Below are 16,115 nucleotides of genomic sequence, written 5' to 3'. Positions count from 1 at the left end.
TTTCCGTGTCGGGACGGCCGGTCAAGGGTGGCCGCAGGCCATCGCGAAGCGACGCGACCGCAGGGAGCGCCCTTGAGGGGCCGGCCCGACACGGAAAGACCATGGGACTGACGGGAAACCCCCAAACCATCTCTGATCGGGCCCCACCGGCACAGGCCCCCGGAGCCTCGCCTTCGGTCATGATCCCGCCCCGCCACCACACGCCCCCGAAGCCGCCCCCTCGCGCCCGGGATCGGGTCCCGCCGGAACAGGCCCCCCAAGCCCCCGTCCCGCCTACACGATCCCGCCCCGCCGCTATTCGCCCCCCGAAGCCCCCGCCGCCACCCGCCACCCCACCCCTTGACGTAGTTAGTGATTGAGCACTAACTTAATGCCATGGCAAGGATGAGCGCAGACGAGCGGCGTGAGAGCGTCATTCGGGCGGCAATGCATGAGTTCGCGCGTGGGGGTTACTACGGGACCTCCACCGAGGCGATCGCCAAGCGGGTGGGGGTTTCGCAGCCGTATCTCTTCCGGCTCTTTCCCAACAAGCAGGCGATCTTCCTTGCCGCCGTCGCCCGCTGCATGGCGGACATCCGGCTCGTCTTCGAGGAAGCCGCCAAGGATCTCCAGGGCGCCGACCCCTTCAAGGTGTTGGGGGAGGCGTACATCCAGCTGATCGCCGACCACCCCGACAAGCTGCAGATGCAGCTCCAGACCTACGTGACCGTCGCCGCCGCCGAAGCCGCCGGGGAGCCGGAGTTCGGTGAGATGGTGCGGGCCGCCTGGATGGAACTCTGGGACACCGTTCACGTGCCTCTCGGGGCGGACGCGGACGCGACCACGACCTTCATGGCCTACGGGATGCTGATCAACACTCTCGCCGCCATGGGCTTCCCGCCCGAGCACCGGGTCTGGGAGGGCTGTTATGCGGCGGTTCAGGCCGACTCGGACGCCGGGTCCGCTCCGGCTGCCGGTCCCGGGGTCGGGGCCGACGCCGGGGCTGGGACCGACGCCGGGGCCGGTCCCGGCGCCGGAGTCGCCGAGGGGTGACTCCGCCCCGGGTGGCGGCCCCGGCCTGCCACCCACCCTGTTCCGCCCGCTGCTCCGCCCTGTTCCTGCTCCGCCCCGCTGCTCCGCCCGGATCCGCCCTGTTCCGCTCCGCCCCTCTCGCCTCCGCTCCGCCCAGCTCCAGCGCAGCGCACATCTCTGCCCACGAAAGTTAGTCATCAATAACTAACAGCCCTCAGGGGGAATCGTGACCACGCAAGACCAGGACACCAAGCTCCGCGGCCCGGCCGTATGGGCCCTCGTGCTCACCGGTGTCGCCAGCTTCATGGCCGCCCTCGACAACCTCGTCGTCACCACCGCCCTACCCGCCATCCGGGAGGACCTCGGCGGCAGGCTGGAGGACCTGGAGTGGACGGTGAACGCGTACACGCTCACCTTCGCCGTCCTCCTGATGTTCGGCGCCGCCCTCGGTGACCGTTTCGGGCGCCGCCGGCTGTTCATAGCCGGGCTCGCCGTCTTCACCGGAGCCTCCGCCGCAGCCGCCCTCTCGCCCGGCATCGACGCGCTCATCGCCGCCCGTGCCGTCCAGGGCGTAGGCGCCGCCGTCATGATGCCGCTCACCCTCACCCTGCTCACCGCCGCCGTCCCCGCGGCCCGGCGCGGCATGGCCCTCGGTATCTACGGGGCCGTCACCGGCCTCGCCGTCGCCAGCGGCCCCCTGATCGGCGGCAGCCTCACCGAGCACATCTCCTGGCAGTGGATCTTCTGGCTCAACGTCCCGATCGGCCTCGCCCTGATACCGCTCGCCCGGTTGCGCCTCGCCGAGTCCACCGCCCCCGGGTCCCGCCTGGACCTCCCGGGCACCCTGCTCATCAGCGGCGGCCTCTTCGGCATCGTCTACGCCCTGGTCAACGCCAACGCCGAGGGCTGGACCAGCACCCCCGTCCTCACCGGCCTGATCGTCGGCGCGGCCCTCGTCGGCGGCTTCGTGCGCCACGGCTTCAGGAACGCCGACGCCATGCTCCCCATGCGGCTCTTCCGCAACCGCGGCTTCCTCGGGATCAACCTGGCCGGCCTGCTGATGTTCCTGGGCATGTTCGGTTCGATCTTCCTGCTCAGCCAGTTCCTCCAGGGCGTGACCGGCTACTCGCCCACCGAGGCCGGGCTGCGCATGCTCCCCTGGACCGGCATGCCGATGATCGTCGCCCCGATCGCCGGGATCCTCTCCGACCGGATCGGCGGCCGCCCGGTCGTCGCCGCCGGGCTCGCCCTCCAGGCCCTCGGCCTCGGCTGGTTCGCGGTGATCCTGAGCGCGGACGTCTCGTACGCCGCCCAGCTCGCGCCACTGATCATCAGCGGCATCGGAATGGGCCTGTACTTCGCCCCCGCCTCCAACGCCCTGATGTCCACCGTGACCCCCGCCGACCAGGGCAAGGCCTCCGGGACCAACAACGCCATGCGGGAGGTCGGCGGCGCCCTCGGTGTCGCGGTCCTGGCCTCCGTCTTCTCCGCCCAGGGCGGCTACGAGTCCCCCCAGGCCTTCACCGACGGCACCGTCCCCGCCCTGTGGATCGGCGCCGTCGCCGTCGCCCTGGCCGCCGGGCTCGCCCTGCTGCTGCCGCGCAAGGCGAAGGGCCCCGGGGCGGTCGTCGCCGAGCAGGCCGGGGCGGCCCCGACGCCGCACCCGCCCGCAACGGCAGCGACGCCCGTCACGCCGCAGAAGGTGCCCGCGGGCGGCTGAGCCGCGCGAGTGGCCCCGTACACCTGCACCTCAGCGATCTACAGTTGTCGAAGGAGTGCTCGTCATGCCCGACATCCCCTGGTTCACCCCCACCCAGGCCGCCCCCGGCGCCGAGGTCTACGTCATGGCCTCCCGCTTCGAGACGGCGACCCTCGCCGGCGCCGTCAAGTTCTTCCTCAAGGCCCCCGGCATCCTCGGCCAGATCCGAAAGGCCCCCGGCGCCCACGGCGTCGCCCTCCGGGCCCGCGTCCTCAGCCGGACCTTCCTCACCCTCTCCGCCTGGGAGGACCGCGACGCGCTGTACCGCTTCGCCCGCAGCGAGCCGCACCGCGCCGGCTCCCGCACGGCCAGCGCGTACATGAAGGAGTCGGCCTTCACCTTCTGGACCGTGCCCGCCGCCCGGCTCCCGGTCACCTGGGCCGAGGCCGAGCGGCGCCTGGCCGAGGAGAAGAGGGCCTACTGAGCCAGGGCCTACTGAGCCGCGGTCCGTGGCCCCGCAGGGATGCGAGGGGTACGGACCGTACTCTTGTCCACGTGCAGGAACTCCACGACGCCCCCCTCGCCCCGCTGACCACCTTCCGCCTCGGTGGGCCCGCAGCCCGTCTGGTCACCGCGACCACCGACGCCGAGGTGATCGCCGCCGTCCGCGTCGCGGACGAGAGCGGCACCCCGCTCCTGATCATCGGCGGCGGCAGCAATCTGGTCATCGGCGACCAGGGTTTCGACGGCACCGCCCTGCGCATCGCGACCACCGGCTTCACCCTCGACGGCGCCGCCCTGGAACTCGCCGCCGGCGAGAACTGGAGCGACGCCGTCGCCCGCACCGTCGAGGCCGGCCTCGCCGGGATCGAGTGCCTCGCCGGAATCCCCGGCTCCGCCGGTGCCACCCCGATCCAGAACGTCGGTGCGTACGGCCAGGAGGTCTGCGACACCATCACCGAGGTCGTCGCGTACGACCGAACCCGCCGCGAGACGGTCACGCTGACCGCCGCCGAGTGCGACTTCCGGTACCGCAACAGCACCTTCAAGGACCAGCCCGAGCGGTACGTCGTCCTGCGCGTGCGCTTCGCCCTGGAGGACGCCGGCGGCCTCTCCGCGCCGATCAAGTACCCCGAGACCGCCCGCGCCCTGGGCGTCGGGGCCGGCGACCGGGTCCCGGCCGCCACCGCCCGCGAGACCGTGCTGCGCCTGCGCGCGGGCAAGGGCATGGTGCTCGACCCCGCCGACCACGACACCTGGTCGGCCGGCTCCTTCTTCCACAACCCGATCCTGAGCGACGAGGCCTACGCGGCCTTCCTCGCCCGCGTCCAGGACCGCCTCGGCCCCGAGACCGCCCCGCCCGCCTACCCCGCGGGCGACGGCCGTACGAAGACCAGCGCGGCCTGGCTGATCGACAAGGCCGGTTTCACCAAGGGCTACGGCACCGGCCCCGCACGCATCTCCACCAAGCACACCCTCGCCCTCACCAACCGGGGAGAGGCCACCACCGAGGACCTCCTCGCCCTGGCCCGCGAGGTCGTCGCGGGTGTCCACGCGGCCTTCGGCGTCACCCTGGTCAATGAACCGGTGACGGTCGGCGTCAGCATCTGAGGAGCCCCGGCCGCCCATGCTCTGTCCCCTGCACGGGGCCGGTACGGACCCCACCCGCCTCGTGGGTCGCACGCTCAGCAGAGTCGTCGCGTCCTGGCACATCAGCGAAGGTGAGCGCTCCGAGGCTCCCCTCGACGTCTGGCTGATCGACAGCGTCGGCGACTCCATCCGGATCACCACCGGGTCGGACCAGTGCCTCATCGTGGAGTCCGCCGCGCCGCACGAGCCGTACGACATGGGGGAGTGGGGCCGCATCGAGGTCGGCGAGGACCTCGGCGACCACCCCTTCCTGCGCCACCTCGGCGAGACCATCGCCTCCGTGGCCGAGTACGCCCTGCCCGAACAGGGCCGCACCCACCTGGAGATCGGCTTCCCCGACGGGGGACGGGTGCGCGCCGACTGCTACGAGGGCGACCTCAGGCTCACCCGCTGATACTCATCCGCTGACGCTCATCCGCTGAGCCAGTGGTCGATCCCCGCCAGCAGCTTGGCCTGTACGTCCTCCGGCGCGGCCGAACCGCGCACCGACTGCCGGGCCAGTTCGGCGAGCTCCGCGTCCGTGAACCCGTGGTGGGTGCGGGCGATCTCGTACTGGGCCGCCAGCCGGGACCCGAACAGCAGCGGGTCGTCCGCCCCGAGCGCCATCGGCACCCCGGCCTCGAAGAGCGTGCGCAGCGGGACGTCCTCGGGCCGCTCGTAGACCCCGAGGGCGACGTTCGACGCCGGGCAGACCTCGCAGGTGATCTGCCGGTCGGCGAGCCGCTTGAGCAGCCGGGGGTCCTCGGCGGCGCGTACGCCGTGCCCGATGCGGGCGGCGTGCAGATCGTCGAGGCAGTCGCGGACCGAGGCCGGGCCGGTGAGCTCGCCGCCGTGCGGGGCCGCGAGGAGGCCGCCCTCGCGGGCGATGGCGAAGGCCCGGTCGAAGTCGCGGGCCATGCCGCGGCGCTCGTCGTTGGAGAGCCCGAAGCCGACGACGCCGCGGTCGGCGTAGCGCACGGCGAGGCGGGCCAGGGTGCGGGCGTCCAGGGGGTGCTTCATGCGGTTCGCGGCGATGAGGACCCGTATCCCGAGGCCGGTCTCCCGGGAGGCGCTGTCCACGGCGTCCAGGATGATCTCGACGGCCGGGATCATCCCGCCGAGGAGGGGGGCGTAGGAGGTGGGATCCACCTGGATCTCCAGCCAGCCGCTGCCGTCCCGTACGTCCTCCTCCGCGGCCTCGCGGACGAGCCGCCGGATGTCGTCGGGCTCGCGCAGGCAGGAGCGGGCGGCGTCGTAGAGCCGCTGGAAGCGGAACCAGCCGCGTTCGTCGGTGGCCCGCAGCTTGGGGGGCTCCCCGGCGGTCAGCGCGTCGGGCAGCCGTACGCCGTACTTGTCGGCGAGTTCGAGCAGGGTCGAGGGGCGCATCGACCCGGTGAAGTGCAGGTGGAGGTGGGCTTTCGGCAGAAGCGTGAGATCGCGTGCGTGCTCCATCTGGTGATCCTGCCGTATCGCTGCGCTCGGCGGGAGGGGGTTTTACCGATCGGGGGCTTGCTCGAACGCGCGGGCGGTCGGGGCCGCGGCTTGGTCGTCGGCCGGGCCCAAGACCTGGGGCTCCGCCCCGGACCCCGCGCCTCAAGCGCCGGCGGGGCTGGATTTGGCTGGGGTCGGCTGGCTGGTGCGGCTCAAGGGTCGGGGCTCCGCCCCGGACCCCGCGCCTCAAGCGCCGGCGGGGCTGGTTTCGGCTGGGGTCGGCTGGCCGGTGCGTCCCAAGCGCCGGCGGGGCTGGATCGGAACGGCCGAGCGGCGGCCCCCCAGTGGGGGAGCCGCCGCTCGGAGTGTCCTGCTGGGTGGGTCAGACCTTGGCTTCGGCCAGGAGCTTCTGGACGCGGGAGACGCCCTCCACCAGGTCCTCGTCGCCCAGGGCGTACGAGAGGCGCAGGTAGCCGGGGGTGCCGAAGGCCTCGCCCGGGACGACCGCGACCTCGGCCTCGTCCAGGATCAGCGCGGCGAGCTCGATCGAGCTCTGCGGGCGCTTGCCGCGGATCTCCTTGCCGAGGAGCGCCTTGACCGAGGGGTAGGCGTAGAACGCGCCCTCGGGGACCGGGCAGACCACGCCGTCGATCTCGTTGAGCATCTTGACCATGGTCTGGCGGCGGCGGTCGAAGGCCTTGCGCATCTCCGCGACGGCGTCCAGGTTGCCCGAGACGGCGGCCAGCGCGGCGACCTGCGCCACGTTGGAGACGTTGGAGGTGGCGTGCGACTGCAGGTTGGTCGCGGCCTTGATGACGTCCTGCGGGGCGATGACCCAGCCCACGCGCCAGCCCGTCATCGCGTACGTCTTGGCGACGCCGTTGACGATGATGCACTTGTCGCGCAGGGCGGGGACCAGCACCGGCAGCGAGGTGAAGGTCGCGTCGCCGTAGACGAGGTGCTCGTAGATCTCGTCCGTCATGACCCACAGGCCGTGCTCGGCGGCCCACTCGCCGATGGCGCGCGCGTCGGCCTCGCTGTAGACCGCGCCCGTCGGGTTGGACGGGGAGACGAAGAGGACGACCTTCGTGCGCTCGGTACGGGCGGCCTCCAGCTGCTCGACGGAGACCCGGTAGCCGGTGGTCTCGTCGGCGACGACCTCGACCGGGACGCCGCCGGCGAGGCGGATCGACTCCGGGTACGTGGTCCAGTACGGGGCCGGGACGATGACCTCGTCACCCGGGTCCAGGACGGCCGCGAAGGCCTCGTAGATCGCCTGCTTGCCGCCGTTGGTCACCAGGACCTGGGACGCCTCGACCTCGTAGCCGGAGTCGCGCAGCGTCTTCGCGGCGATGGCGGCCTTCAGCTCCGGGAGACCGCCGGCCGGCGTGTAGCGGTGGAACTTCGGGTTGCGGCAGGCCTCGACTGCGGCCTCGACGATGTAGTCCGGGGTCGGGAAGTCGGGCTCGCCCGCGGCGAAGCCGATCACCGGGCGCCCGGCGGCCTTGAGCGCCTTGGCCTTGGCGTCGATGGCGAGGGTGGCGGACTCGGAGATGGCGCCGATACGGGCGGATACCCGGCGCTCGGTGGAAGGCGTTTCAGAGGTCATGCGGCCAATCGTCCCAGACGCCAAAGATGAGCGGGACGCTGTTTCAGGTACCGGACCGGAGCCTTGCCGGAGCATGTCAGGTCGGGTTCTGTTCGACGTCAGGGCGCGGTTCACGTACACTCACCTGTCGTTGGACCTCAGCAGCCGCCCAAAGCGTGAGCACTCCGTGCACTCGCCTGGATGCGGTAGGTTGGGGGACGCAAAGGGTCGTAGCTCAATTGGTAGAGCACTGGTCTCCAAAACCAGCGGTTGGGGGTTCGAGTCCCTCCGGCCCTGCTCCACACTCCTTCTCGGATGTGTGTGCGCAGGTACGTACTTCGATGCAACGCCGTGCGGCGCAACCGGGCGCGGTACGGCCACGACCCGGATTCAGGTGAGAGACGTGACGGACGCCCTGGGCTCCATCGACATGCCTGACGCCGAGGACGAGACTCGCGAGAAGAAGGCCCGCAAGGGCGGCAAGCGCGGCAAGAAGGGCCCTGTGGGCCGTCTCGCGCTCTTCTACCGCCAGATTGTCGCGGAACTCCGCAAGGTTGTATGGCCCACTCGCAACCAGCTCACGACGTACACCACCGTGGTGATTGTCTTCGTGGTCATCATGATCGGTCTGGTGACCGTGATTGACTATGGGTTCCAGGAAGCCATCAAGTTCGTCTTCGGCTGATCCCCGCGGAGGGCGGCGCCTTGATGGGTGCCGCCCGTTTTCGCATGTTCCACCACCTTTTGTATCCAGGAAGAAGCAGCCACCGTGTCTGACCCGAACCTGAACGTGAGCCACGACTCCGTCGAGTCCGTCGAGGACGAGCTCGACATCGTCGAGGCGGCAGACGCTGTGGACCCCGACGAGGCCGAGCACGCCGACGCCAAGGCGGGTGTCGCCGCCGAGGAGGCAGCGCTGCACGTCGAGGGCGAGGTCGACGCCGAGGCTGAGGACGACGCCGAGGTCGAAGAGGCTGCCGACATCGTCGAGGCCGAGACCGAGACCGAGGGCGACGTGGCGGCCGAGGCCGACACGGAGGCGGACGAAGCCGTCGAGGCCGAGCCCGCCGAGCCCGTCGACCCCATCCAGGCCCTGCGCGACGAGCTGCGCCTCCTGCCCGGCGAGTGGTACGTGATCCACACCTACGCCGGCTACGAGAAGCGCGTGAAGGCCAACCTGGAGCAGCGCGCCGTCTCGCTGAACGTCGAGGAGTTCATCTACCAGGCCGAGGTGCCCGAGGAAGAGATCGTCCAGATCAAGAACGGCGAGCGCAAGAACGTCCGGCAGAACAAGCTGCCCGGTTACGTTCTCGTCCGCATGGATCTGACGAACGAGTCCTGGGGCGTCGTCCGCAACACGCCTGGCGTCACCGGCTTCGTCGGCAACGCGTACGACCCGTACCCGCTGACGCTGGACGAGATCGTCAAGATGCTCGCGCCGGAGGCCAAGGAGAAGGCCGAGAAGGCCGCCGCGGAGGCCGCCGGTCTGCCGGCGCCCGCCGTCAAGCGCACGATCGAGGTCCTGGACTTCGAGGTCGGCGACTCGGTCACCGTCACCGACGGCCCGTTCGCGACGCTGCAGGCGACGATCAACGAGATCAACCCGGACTCGAAGAAGGTCAAGGGCCTCGTCGAGATCTTCGGCCGCGAGACCCCGGTCGAGCTGAGCTTCGACCAGATCCAGAAGAACTGACCCCGCTGATCCACTTCGCGTGAGTCACGGCTTCTGAGCCACAGCTTCCGGACAGGTCAGGTCGCCCCTCGCGGGCGGTCTGACCTGCTCGGTTTTTAGCCCCGTACAGATACCCGTTATCGTGGTGCGGTATGCCTCCATCCGGATGACCGGATCGGCGGCTGAAAACTCTCACTAGGACCCGGAGAGAGCAATGCCTCCCAAGAAGAAGAAGATCACGGGGCTCATCAAGCTCCAGATCAAGGCCGGTGCGGCCAACCCGGCTCCGCCGGTCGGCCCCGCGCTCGGTCAGCACGGCGTCAACATCATGGAGTTCTGCAAGGCCTACAACGCCGCGACCGAGTCGCAGCGTGGCATGGTCGTGCCGGTGGAGATCACGGTCTACGACGACCGTTCCTTCACCTTCATCACCAAGACTCCGCCGGCCGCGCGCCTCATCCTGAAGCACGCGGGCGTGGAGAAGGGCTCCGGCGAGCCGCACAAGACCAAGGTTGCCAAGCTCACCGGCGCCCAGGTCCGCGAGATCGCCGAGCTGAAGATGCCCGACCTCAACGCCAACGACATCGACGCCGCCGTGAAGATCATTTCCGGCACCGCGCGCTCGATGGGCATCACGGTCGAAGGCTGATCCAGCCACACCCGCCCAGCACCACCAGTGGTAGGACCAAGCGCTGGTCCGCACCACGACTCCACGCCTGAAGAAACAACACAGGAGCAGAAGTGAAGCGCAGCAAGACTCTCCGCGCTGCGGACGCCAAGGTCGACCGGGAGAAGCTGTACGCCCCGCTCGAGGCCGTCCGTCTCGCCAAGGAGACCTCCACGACCAAGTTCGACGGCACCGTCGAGGTCGCCTTCCGCCTGGGTGTCGACCCGCGCAAGGCCGACCAGATGGTCCGCGGCACCGTGAACCTCCCGCACGGCACCGGCAAGACCGCCCGGGTCCTGGTCTTCGCGACCGGTGACCGTGCTGCGGCCGCGGAAGCCGCCGGCGCCGACATTGTCGGCGACGACGAGCTGATCAACGAGATCGCCAAGGGCAACCGCCTGAACGAGTTCGACGCCGTTGTGGCCACCCCGGACCTCATGGGCAAGGTCGGCCGCCTCGGCCGCGTGCTCGGTCCCCGTGGCCTCATGCCGAACCCGAAGACCGGCACCGTCACGATGGACGTCGCGAAGGCTGTCACCGAGATCAAGGGTGGCAAGATCGAGTTCCGCGTCGACAAGCACTCGAACCTGCACTTCATCATCGGCAAGGTCTCCTTCTCCGATGAGCAGCTGGTCGAGAACTACGGCGCGGCCCTGGACGAAATCCTTCGTCTGAAGCCGTCCGCCGCGAAGGGCCGCTACATCAAGAAGGCCGCCCTGAGCACCACGATGGGCCCCGGCATCATGCTGGACTCCAACCGCACCCGGAACCTCCTCGTCGAGGAAGACCCGGCCGCGGTCTGAGCCTGACCGGCTCACTGCACGGCTGAACGGGCCCTCCACCACCCTTCACGGGCGGTGGGGGGCCCGTTTCCATGTTTCACGCCACAGGGGCGGGAGGAGGGCCTCAAGGGGACCTCGCTGCGCCGAGCCAAGCAGCTGAAGGCCCAGAGCACCCTCTCGACGCCCGAGGCCAAGGCGCGCCAGGAGAGAACCTGAAGGCGCTCCAGAGCGAGGGCGAAGGGCACCGCCTGACCGGCCCGGGCGCCTCGTTCCCGAGGCGATTTGCCTTGGCTCGACCCCTTCACGTACGCTTCCCCAGAAGCCAAAGACCGCTGGTCGTTGCCGTGCTCGAAAGAGCGTGGCGGCCGAAGGATCCGCTGAGTGCGGACGTCCTGCGCAGGTGTTCGTGGATACGCTCCCGGAGGAATTCGGTCGAGCTTACGCCCCGTGCGCTTGCGCCGGGGCGTTTCGTTTTGTTCAGCCCCTTCTGAGCGGTCCTCATCACCCGGAAGGAGGCCGACGCTCTATGGCAAGGCCCGACAAGGCTGCCGCGGTAGCCGAGCTCACGGACCAGTTCCAGAGCTCGAACGCCGCCGTGCTGACCGAGTACCGGGGTCTCACCGTCGCGCAGCTCAAGACGCTGCGTCGTTCGCTCGGTGAGAACGCCCAGTACGCCGTGGTGAAGAACACGCTGACCAAGATTGCGGCCAACCAGGCCGGGATCACCGCGCTGGACGAGCACTTCGCTGGTCCGACCGCGGTCGCCTTCATCACCGGTGACCCGGTGGAGTCGGCGAAGAGCCTGCGTGACTTCGCCAAGGACAACCCGAACCTCATCATCAAGGCGGGTGTCCTTGATGGTAAGGCGCTCACCGCCGATGAGATCAAGAAGCTTGCGGACCTCGAGTCCCGCGAGGTTCTGCTCAGCAAGCTGGCCGGCGCGTTCAAGGGCAAGCAGTCTCAGGCTGCCTCGCTCTTCCAGGCGCTGCCGTCGAAGTTCGTCCGCACCGCGGAAGCGCTTCGCGTCAAGCTCGCCGAGCAGGGCGGTGCCGAGTAATTCGGCTCGCGCACTGATCCACGCCGCCTAGTGCGTGGGTCGTAGCGGGCCGTTACGCCCGCCTCTATATACATCCGGCACCTGCCGAATTAGTGGAAGGATCGCCCATCATGGCGAAGCTCTCTCAGGACGACCTCCTCGCCCAGTTCGAGGAGATGACCCTCATCGAGCTCTCCGAGTTCGTGAAGGCCTTCGAGGAGAAGTTCGACGTCACCGCCGCCGCGGCCGTCGCCGTTGCCGGCCCCGCCGCCGGTGGCGCTGCCCCCGAGGCCGCCGAGGAGCAGGACGAGTTCGACGTCATCCTCACCGGTGCCGGCGACAAGAAGATCCAGGTCATCAAGGTCGTGCGCGAGCTGACCTCCCTGGGTCTGAAGGAGGCCAAGGACCTCGTGGACGGCGCTCCGAAGCCGGTCCTCGAGAAGGTCGCCAAGGAGGCCGCTGACAAGGCCGCCGAGTCCCTCAAGGCTGCCGGCGCGGCTGTCGAGGTCAAGTAACACCTCTGGGGCCTCTCTGAGGCCCCAGCCAAGGGCGATCACCCGTAAGGGTGGTCGCCCTTTGGCGTACCCGTAGTGCCTGACTTGCCCTGGTCTCGTTGGGGAGTAGGGTGATCATCGTTGCCCCGTGGCAGGGTCCGGAGATGATCCGCACGGAGCAGGGGGCCTTGACGAACGGGACGCGGCGCGCAATTCTCAAACCCGTCACCAGCTCGATCAGCTCGACCAGCTCGATCCGGGATCCGAGGCATGGATCGGCTACGAAGAGGGCAGTACTGATACGCGCTCTGTGTACGAGGGCCGCAGCATTGAAAGCAGTGTTGGTTGAACACGGTGTTGGTTTGAACGACCTGGGGAAGGCCTGTTGCCGGTTTCCGGAAACCTGGTCTGGACATCAGTGAGCCGAGTGGCTACACTGACCCTTTGCGCTGCCTGTTAGCTGCCCCCTGCCCGTCGCCAGGGGCATGCCCACGCTTGAGCACACTTGATTGATCGCCCTGACCTGGCATTTTGGCCAGATGGGGAGAACCTGTCTTCTGTGTCGGCTGGGACCGGTACGCGCGTAGTGAGTCCGAGCCCTCGGAAGGACCCCCTCTTGGCCGCCTCGCGCAACGCCTCGACCAATACGAACAACGGTGCCAGCACCGCCCCGCTGCGCATCTCCTTTGCAAAGATCAAGGAGCCCCTCGAGGTTCCGAACCTCCTGGCGCTGCAGACCGAGAGCTTTGACTGGCTGCTCGGCAATGCTGCCTGGAAGTCTCGCGTCGAGTCGGCGCTTGAGAGTGGACAGGACGTCCCCACCAAGTCCGGTCTGGAAGAGATCTTCGAGGAGATCTCGCCGATCGAGGACTTCTCCGGGTCGATGTCGCTGACCTTCCGCGACCACCGTTTCGAGCCGGCGAAGAACTCTGTCGACGAGTGCAAGGAGCGCGACTTCACGTACGCGGCTCCGCTGTTCGTCACGGCCGAGTTCACGAACAACGAGACCGGAGAGATCAAGTCTCAGACGGTCTTCATGGGCGACTTCCCGCTCATGACCAACAAGGGCACCTTCGTCATCAACGGCACCGAGCGTGTCGTCGTGTCGCAGCTTGTCCGCTCCCCTGGTGTCTACTTCGACTCCTCCATCGACAAGACGTCCGACAAGGACATCTTCTCCGCCAAGATCATCCCGTCCCGGGGTGCCTGGCTGGAGATGGAGATCGACAAGCGCGACATGGTCGGTGTCCGCATCGACCGCAAGCGCAAGCAGTCCGTCACCGTCCTCCTGAAGGCTCTCGGCTGGACCACCGAGCAGATCCTCGAGGAGTTCGGCGAGTACGAGTCCATGCGCGCCACCCTGGAGAAGGACCACACCCAGGGCCAGGACGACGCGCTGCTCGACATCTACCGCAAGCTGCGTCCGGGCGAACCGCCGACCCGCGAGGCCGCTCAGACGCTGCTCGAGAACCTCTACTTCAACCCGAAGCGCTACGACCTCGCCAAGGTCGGCCGCTACAAGGTGAACAAGAAGCTCGGCGCCGACGAGCCGCTCGACGCCGGTGTGCTCACCACCGACGACGTCATCGCGACGATCAAGTACCTGGTCAAGCTGCACGCCGGCGAGACCGAGACGACCGGCGAGTCCGGCCGTTCGATCGTGGTCGAGACCGATGACATCGACCACTTCGGCAACCGTCGTCTGCGCAACGTCGGCGAGCTCATCCAGAACCAGGTCCGCACGGGTCTGGCTCGTATGGAGCGCGTCGTCCGCGAGCGCATGACGACCCAGGACGTCGAGGCGATCACGCCGCAGACCCTGATCAACATCCGGCCGGTCGTCGCCTCCATCAAGGAGTTCTTCGGCACCAGCCAGCTGTCGCAGTTCATGGACCAGAACAACCCGCTGTCGGGCCTGACCCACAAGCGCCGCCTGTCGGCTCTTGGTCCTGGTGGTCTGTCCCGTGAGCGGGCCGGCTTCGAGGTCCGTGACGTGCACCCGTCGCACTACGGCCGCATGTGCCCGATCGAGACCCCTGAAGGCCCGAACATCGGTCTGATCGGCTCGCTCGCCTCCTACGGCCGCGTCAACGCGTTCGGCTTCGTCGAGACCCCGTACCGCAAGGTCATCGAGGGTGTCGTCACGGACGAGGTCGACTACCTGACCGCCGACGAGGAAGACCGCTTCGTCATCGCCCAGGCCAACGCCGGCCTGAACGACGAGATGCGCTTCACCGAGAACCGCGTACTGGTTCGCCGTCGTGGTGGCGAGATCGACTACATCGCCGGCGACGACGTCGACTACATGGACGTCTCCCCGCGCCAGATGGTGTCCGTCGCGACCGCGATGATCCCCTTCCTCGAGCACGACGACGCCAACCGTGCCCTCATGGGCGCGAACATGATGCGCCAGGCCGTTCCGCTCATCAAGGCGGAAGCGCCGCTCGTCGGCACCGGCATGGAGTACCGCTGTGCGGTCGACGCCGGTGACTCGATCCGTGCGGAGAAGGACGGTGTCGTCCAGGAGGTCTCGGCCGACTACATCACCGTCGCCAACGACGACGGCACGTACACCACGTACCGCGTCGCCAAGTTCTCCCGCTCGAACCAGGGCACCTCGGTCAACCAGAAGGTCATCGTCAACGAGGGTGACCGGATCATCGAGGCCCAGGTCCTCGCCGACGGTCCTGCGACCGAAGAGGGCGAAATGGCCCTCGGCAAGAACCTGCTCGTCGCGTTCATGCCGTGGGAGGGTCACAACTACGAGGACGCGATCATCCTGTCGCAGCGCCTCGTGCAGGACGACGTCCTCTCCTCGATCCACATCGAGGAGCACGAGGTCGACGCCCGTGACACCAAGCTCGGCCCCGAGGAGATCACCCGGGACATCCCGAACGTCTCCGAGGAGGTCCTCGCGGACCTCGACGAGCGCGGCATCATCCGCATCGGTGCGGACGTCGTCGCCGGCGACATCCTGGTCGGCAAGGTCACGCCCAAGGGTGAGACCGAGCTGACCCCGGAGGAGCGCCTGCTCCGCGCGATCTTCGGTGAGAAGGCCCGCGAGGTGCGTGACACCTCGCTCAAGGTCCCTCACGGTGAGATCGGCAAGGTCATCGGTGTCCGCGTCTTCGACCGCGAGGAGGGCGACGAGCTTCCCCCGGGCGTGAACCAGCTGGTCCGCGTCTACGTCGCCCAGAAGCGCAAGATCACCGACGGTGACAAGCTCGCCGGCCGTCACGGCAACAAGGGTGTCATCTCCAAGATCCTTCCGATCGAGGACATGCCCTTCCTTGAGGACGGCACGCCGGTCGACATCATCCTGAACCCGCTGGGTGTCCCGTCCCGAATGAACCCGGGACAGGTCCTGGAGATCCACCTCGGCTGGCTCGCCAGCCGCGGCTGGGACGTCTCCGGCCTTGCGGACGAGTGGGCGCAGCGCCTCCAGGCGATCGGCGCCGACCAGGTCGCTCCCGGCACCAACGTCGCCACCCCGGTGTTCGACGGTGCCCGCGAGGACGAGCTGGCCGGTCTGCTGCAGCACACCATCCCGAACCGCGACGGCGAGCGCATGGTGCTCCCGACCGGTAAGGCGCGTCTGTTCGACGGCCGCTCCGGCGAGCCGTTCCCGGACCCGATCTCGGTCGGGTACATGTACATCCTCAAGCTCCACCACCTGGTCGACGACAAGCTCCACGCGCGGTCGACCGGTCCGTACTCGATGATCACGCAGCAGCCGCTGGGTGGTAAGGCGCAGTTCGGTGGCCAGCGCTTCGGTGAGATGGAGGTGTGGGCGCTCGAGGCTTATGGCGCCGCTTACGCCCTCCAGGAGCTGCTGACCATCAAGTCCGACGACGTCACCGGCCGCGTGAAGGTCTACGAGGCCATCGTCAAGGGCGAGAACATCCCCGAGCCGGGCATTCCCGAGTCCTTCAAGGTGCTCATCAAGGAAATGCAGTCGCTCTGCCTCAACGTGGAGGTGCTGTCCTCGGACGGCATGTCCATCGAGATGCGCGACACCGACGAGGACGTCTTCCGCGCGGCGGAGGAGCTCGGTATCGACCTGTCCCGGCGCGAGCCGAGCAGCGTCGAAGAGGTCTGACGGGCCT

Annotated in this window: 14 protein-coding genes and 1 tRNA gene; 13 read left to right on the top strand and 2 right to left on the bottom strand. The window is 68.6% G+C overall.

Annotated elements, in window-relative coordinates:
• Positions 1–375: 375 nt before the first annotated feature.
• From AB0D94_RS23620 to AB0D94_RS23600, 5 genes are all read left to right on the top strand, one after another.
• Positions 376–1,032 (top strand): helix-turn-helix domain-containing protein, encoded by a 657-nt coding sequence (locus AB0D94_RS23620; protein ID WP_362055177.1) that lies wholly within the window; start codon positions 376–378, stop codon positions 1,030–1,032.
• A 205-nt stretch (positions 1,033–1,237) separates the two neighbouring features.
• The gene (locus AB0D94_RS23615) at positions 1,238–2,731 is read left to right on the top strand and encodes an MFS transporter (protein ID WP_362055175.1); all 1,494 of its coding nucleotides are present in this window, start codon (positions 1,238–1,240) and stop codon (positions 2,729–2,731) included.
• A 64-nt stretch (positions 2,732–2,795) separates the two neighbouring features.
• Complete coding sequence (locus AB0D94_RS23610) at positions 2,796–3,194, top strand: DUF3291 domain-containing protein (protein WP_362055173.1); 399 nt, start codon at positions 2,796–2,798, stop codon at positions 3,192–3,194.
• An 11-nt stretch (positions 3,195–3,205) separates the two neighbouring features.
• Positions 3,206–4,321 carry a UDP-N-acetylmuramate dehydrogenase gene (locus AB0D94_RS23605; protein WP_362055183.1) on the top strand — a complete coding sequence of 372 codons (1,116 nt, stop codon included), beginning with the start codon at positions 3,206–3,208 and terminating at the stop codon, positions 4,319–4,321.
• 16 nt (positions 4,322–4,337) lie between these two features.
• Positions 4,338–4,754: a hypothetical protein gene (locus AB0D94_RS23600; protein WP_362055171.1), complete on the top strand. Its 417-nt coding sequence runs from the start codon at positions 4,338–4,340 to the stop codon at positions 4,752–4,754.
• A gap of 17 nt (positions 4,755–4,771) precedes the next feature.
• Here the strand turns inward: AB0D94_RS23600 and AB0D94_RS23595 are convergent, their stop codons facing one another.
• Positions 4,772–5,791: an adenosine deaminase gene (locus tag AB0D94_RS23595; protein ID WP_362055169.1), complete on the bottom strand. Its 1,020-nt coding sequence runs from the start codon at positions 5,789–5,791 to the stop codon at positions 4,772–4,774.
• A gap of 361 nt (positions 5,792–6,152) precedes the next feature.
• Positions 6,153–7,379 (bottom strand): pyridoxal phosphate-dependent aminotransferase, encoded by a 1,227-nt coding sequence (locus AB0D94_RS23590; RefSeq protein ID WP_362055167.1) that lies wholly within the window; start codon positions 7,377–7,379, stop codon positions 6,153–6,155.
• 203 nt (positions 7,380–7,582) lie between these two features.
• On the opposite strand from AB0D94_RS23590, the gene AB0D94_RS23585 reads away from it, so the two are divergent.
• The 8 genes from AB0D94_RS23585 (at position 7,583) to rpoB (ending at position 16,108) form a co-directional block, all read left to right on the top strand.
• A tRNA-Trp gene (locus AB0D94_RS23585) sits at positions 7,583–7,655 on the top strand.
• Positions 7,656–7,761: 106 nt separating this feature from the next.
• Positions 7,762–8,043: a preprotein translocase subunit SecE gene (secE, locus tag AB0D94_RS23580; RefSeq protein WP_362055165.1), complete on the top strand. Its 282-nt coding sequence runs from the start codon at positions 7,762–7,764 to the stop codon at positions 8,041–8,043.
• A gap of 84 nt (positions 8,044–8,127) precedes the next feature.
• On the top strand, positions 8,128–9,051 hold the full coding sequence (nusG, locus tag AB0D94_RS23575; protein WP_362055163.1) for a transcription termination/antitermination protein NusG: 924 nt from the start codon (positions 8,128–8,130) through the stop codon (positions 9,049–9,051).
• 193 nt (positions 9,052–9,244) lie between these two features.
• Positions 9,245–9,679: a 50S ribosomal protein L11 gene (rplK, locus tag AB0D94_RS23570; protein ID WP_362055161.1), complete on the top strand. Its 435-nt coding sequence runs from the start codon at positions 9,245–9,247 to the stop codon at positions 9,677–9,679.
• 92 nt (positions 9,680–9,771) lie between these two features.
• Positions 9,772–10,500 (top strand): 50S ribosomal protein L1, encoded by a 729-nt coding sequence (rplA, locus tag AB0D94_RS23565; RefSeq protein ID WP_362055159.1) that lies wholly within the window; start codon positions 9,772–9,774, stop codon positions 10,498–10,500.
• A gap of 505 nt (positions 10,501–11,005) precedes the next feature.
• Positions 11,006–11,536, top strand: a complete 531-nt coding sequence (gene rplJ, locus AB0D94_RS23560) for a 50S ribosomal protein L10 (RefSeq protein ID WP_030710304.1) — start codon at positions 11,006–11,008, stop codon at positions 11,534–11,536.
• Between the two features lie 110 nt (positions 11,537–11,646).
• A complete protein-coding gene (gene rplL, locus AB0D94_RS23555) occupies positions 11,647–12,030 on the top strand; it encodes a 50S ribosomal protein L7/L12 (RefSeq protein ID WP_030710306.1) in 384 nt (127 codons plus the stop codon).
• A 595-nt stretch (positions 12,031–12,625) separates the two neighbouring features.
• Positions 12,626–16,108 (top strand): DNA-directed RNA polymerase subunit beta, encoded by a 3,483-nt coding sequence (gene rpoB, locus AB0D94_RS23550; RefSeq protein WP_362055156.1) that lies wholly within the window; start codon positions 12,626–12,628, stop codon positions 16,106–16,108.
• Positions 16,109–16,115 lie beyond the last annotated feature (7 nt).

The sequence above is a fragment of the Streptomyces sp. NPDC048255 genome (genome assembly GCF_040652415.1).
In the GTDB taxonomy this organism is placed as follows: Bacteria; Actinomycetota; Actinomycetes; order Streptomycetales; family Streptomycetaceae; genus Streptomyces.
This window is presented reverse-complemented; position numbering and strand designations above follow the sequence as displayed.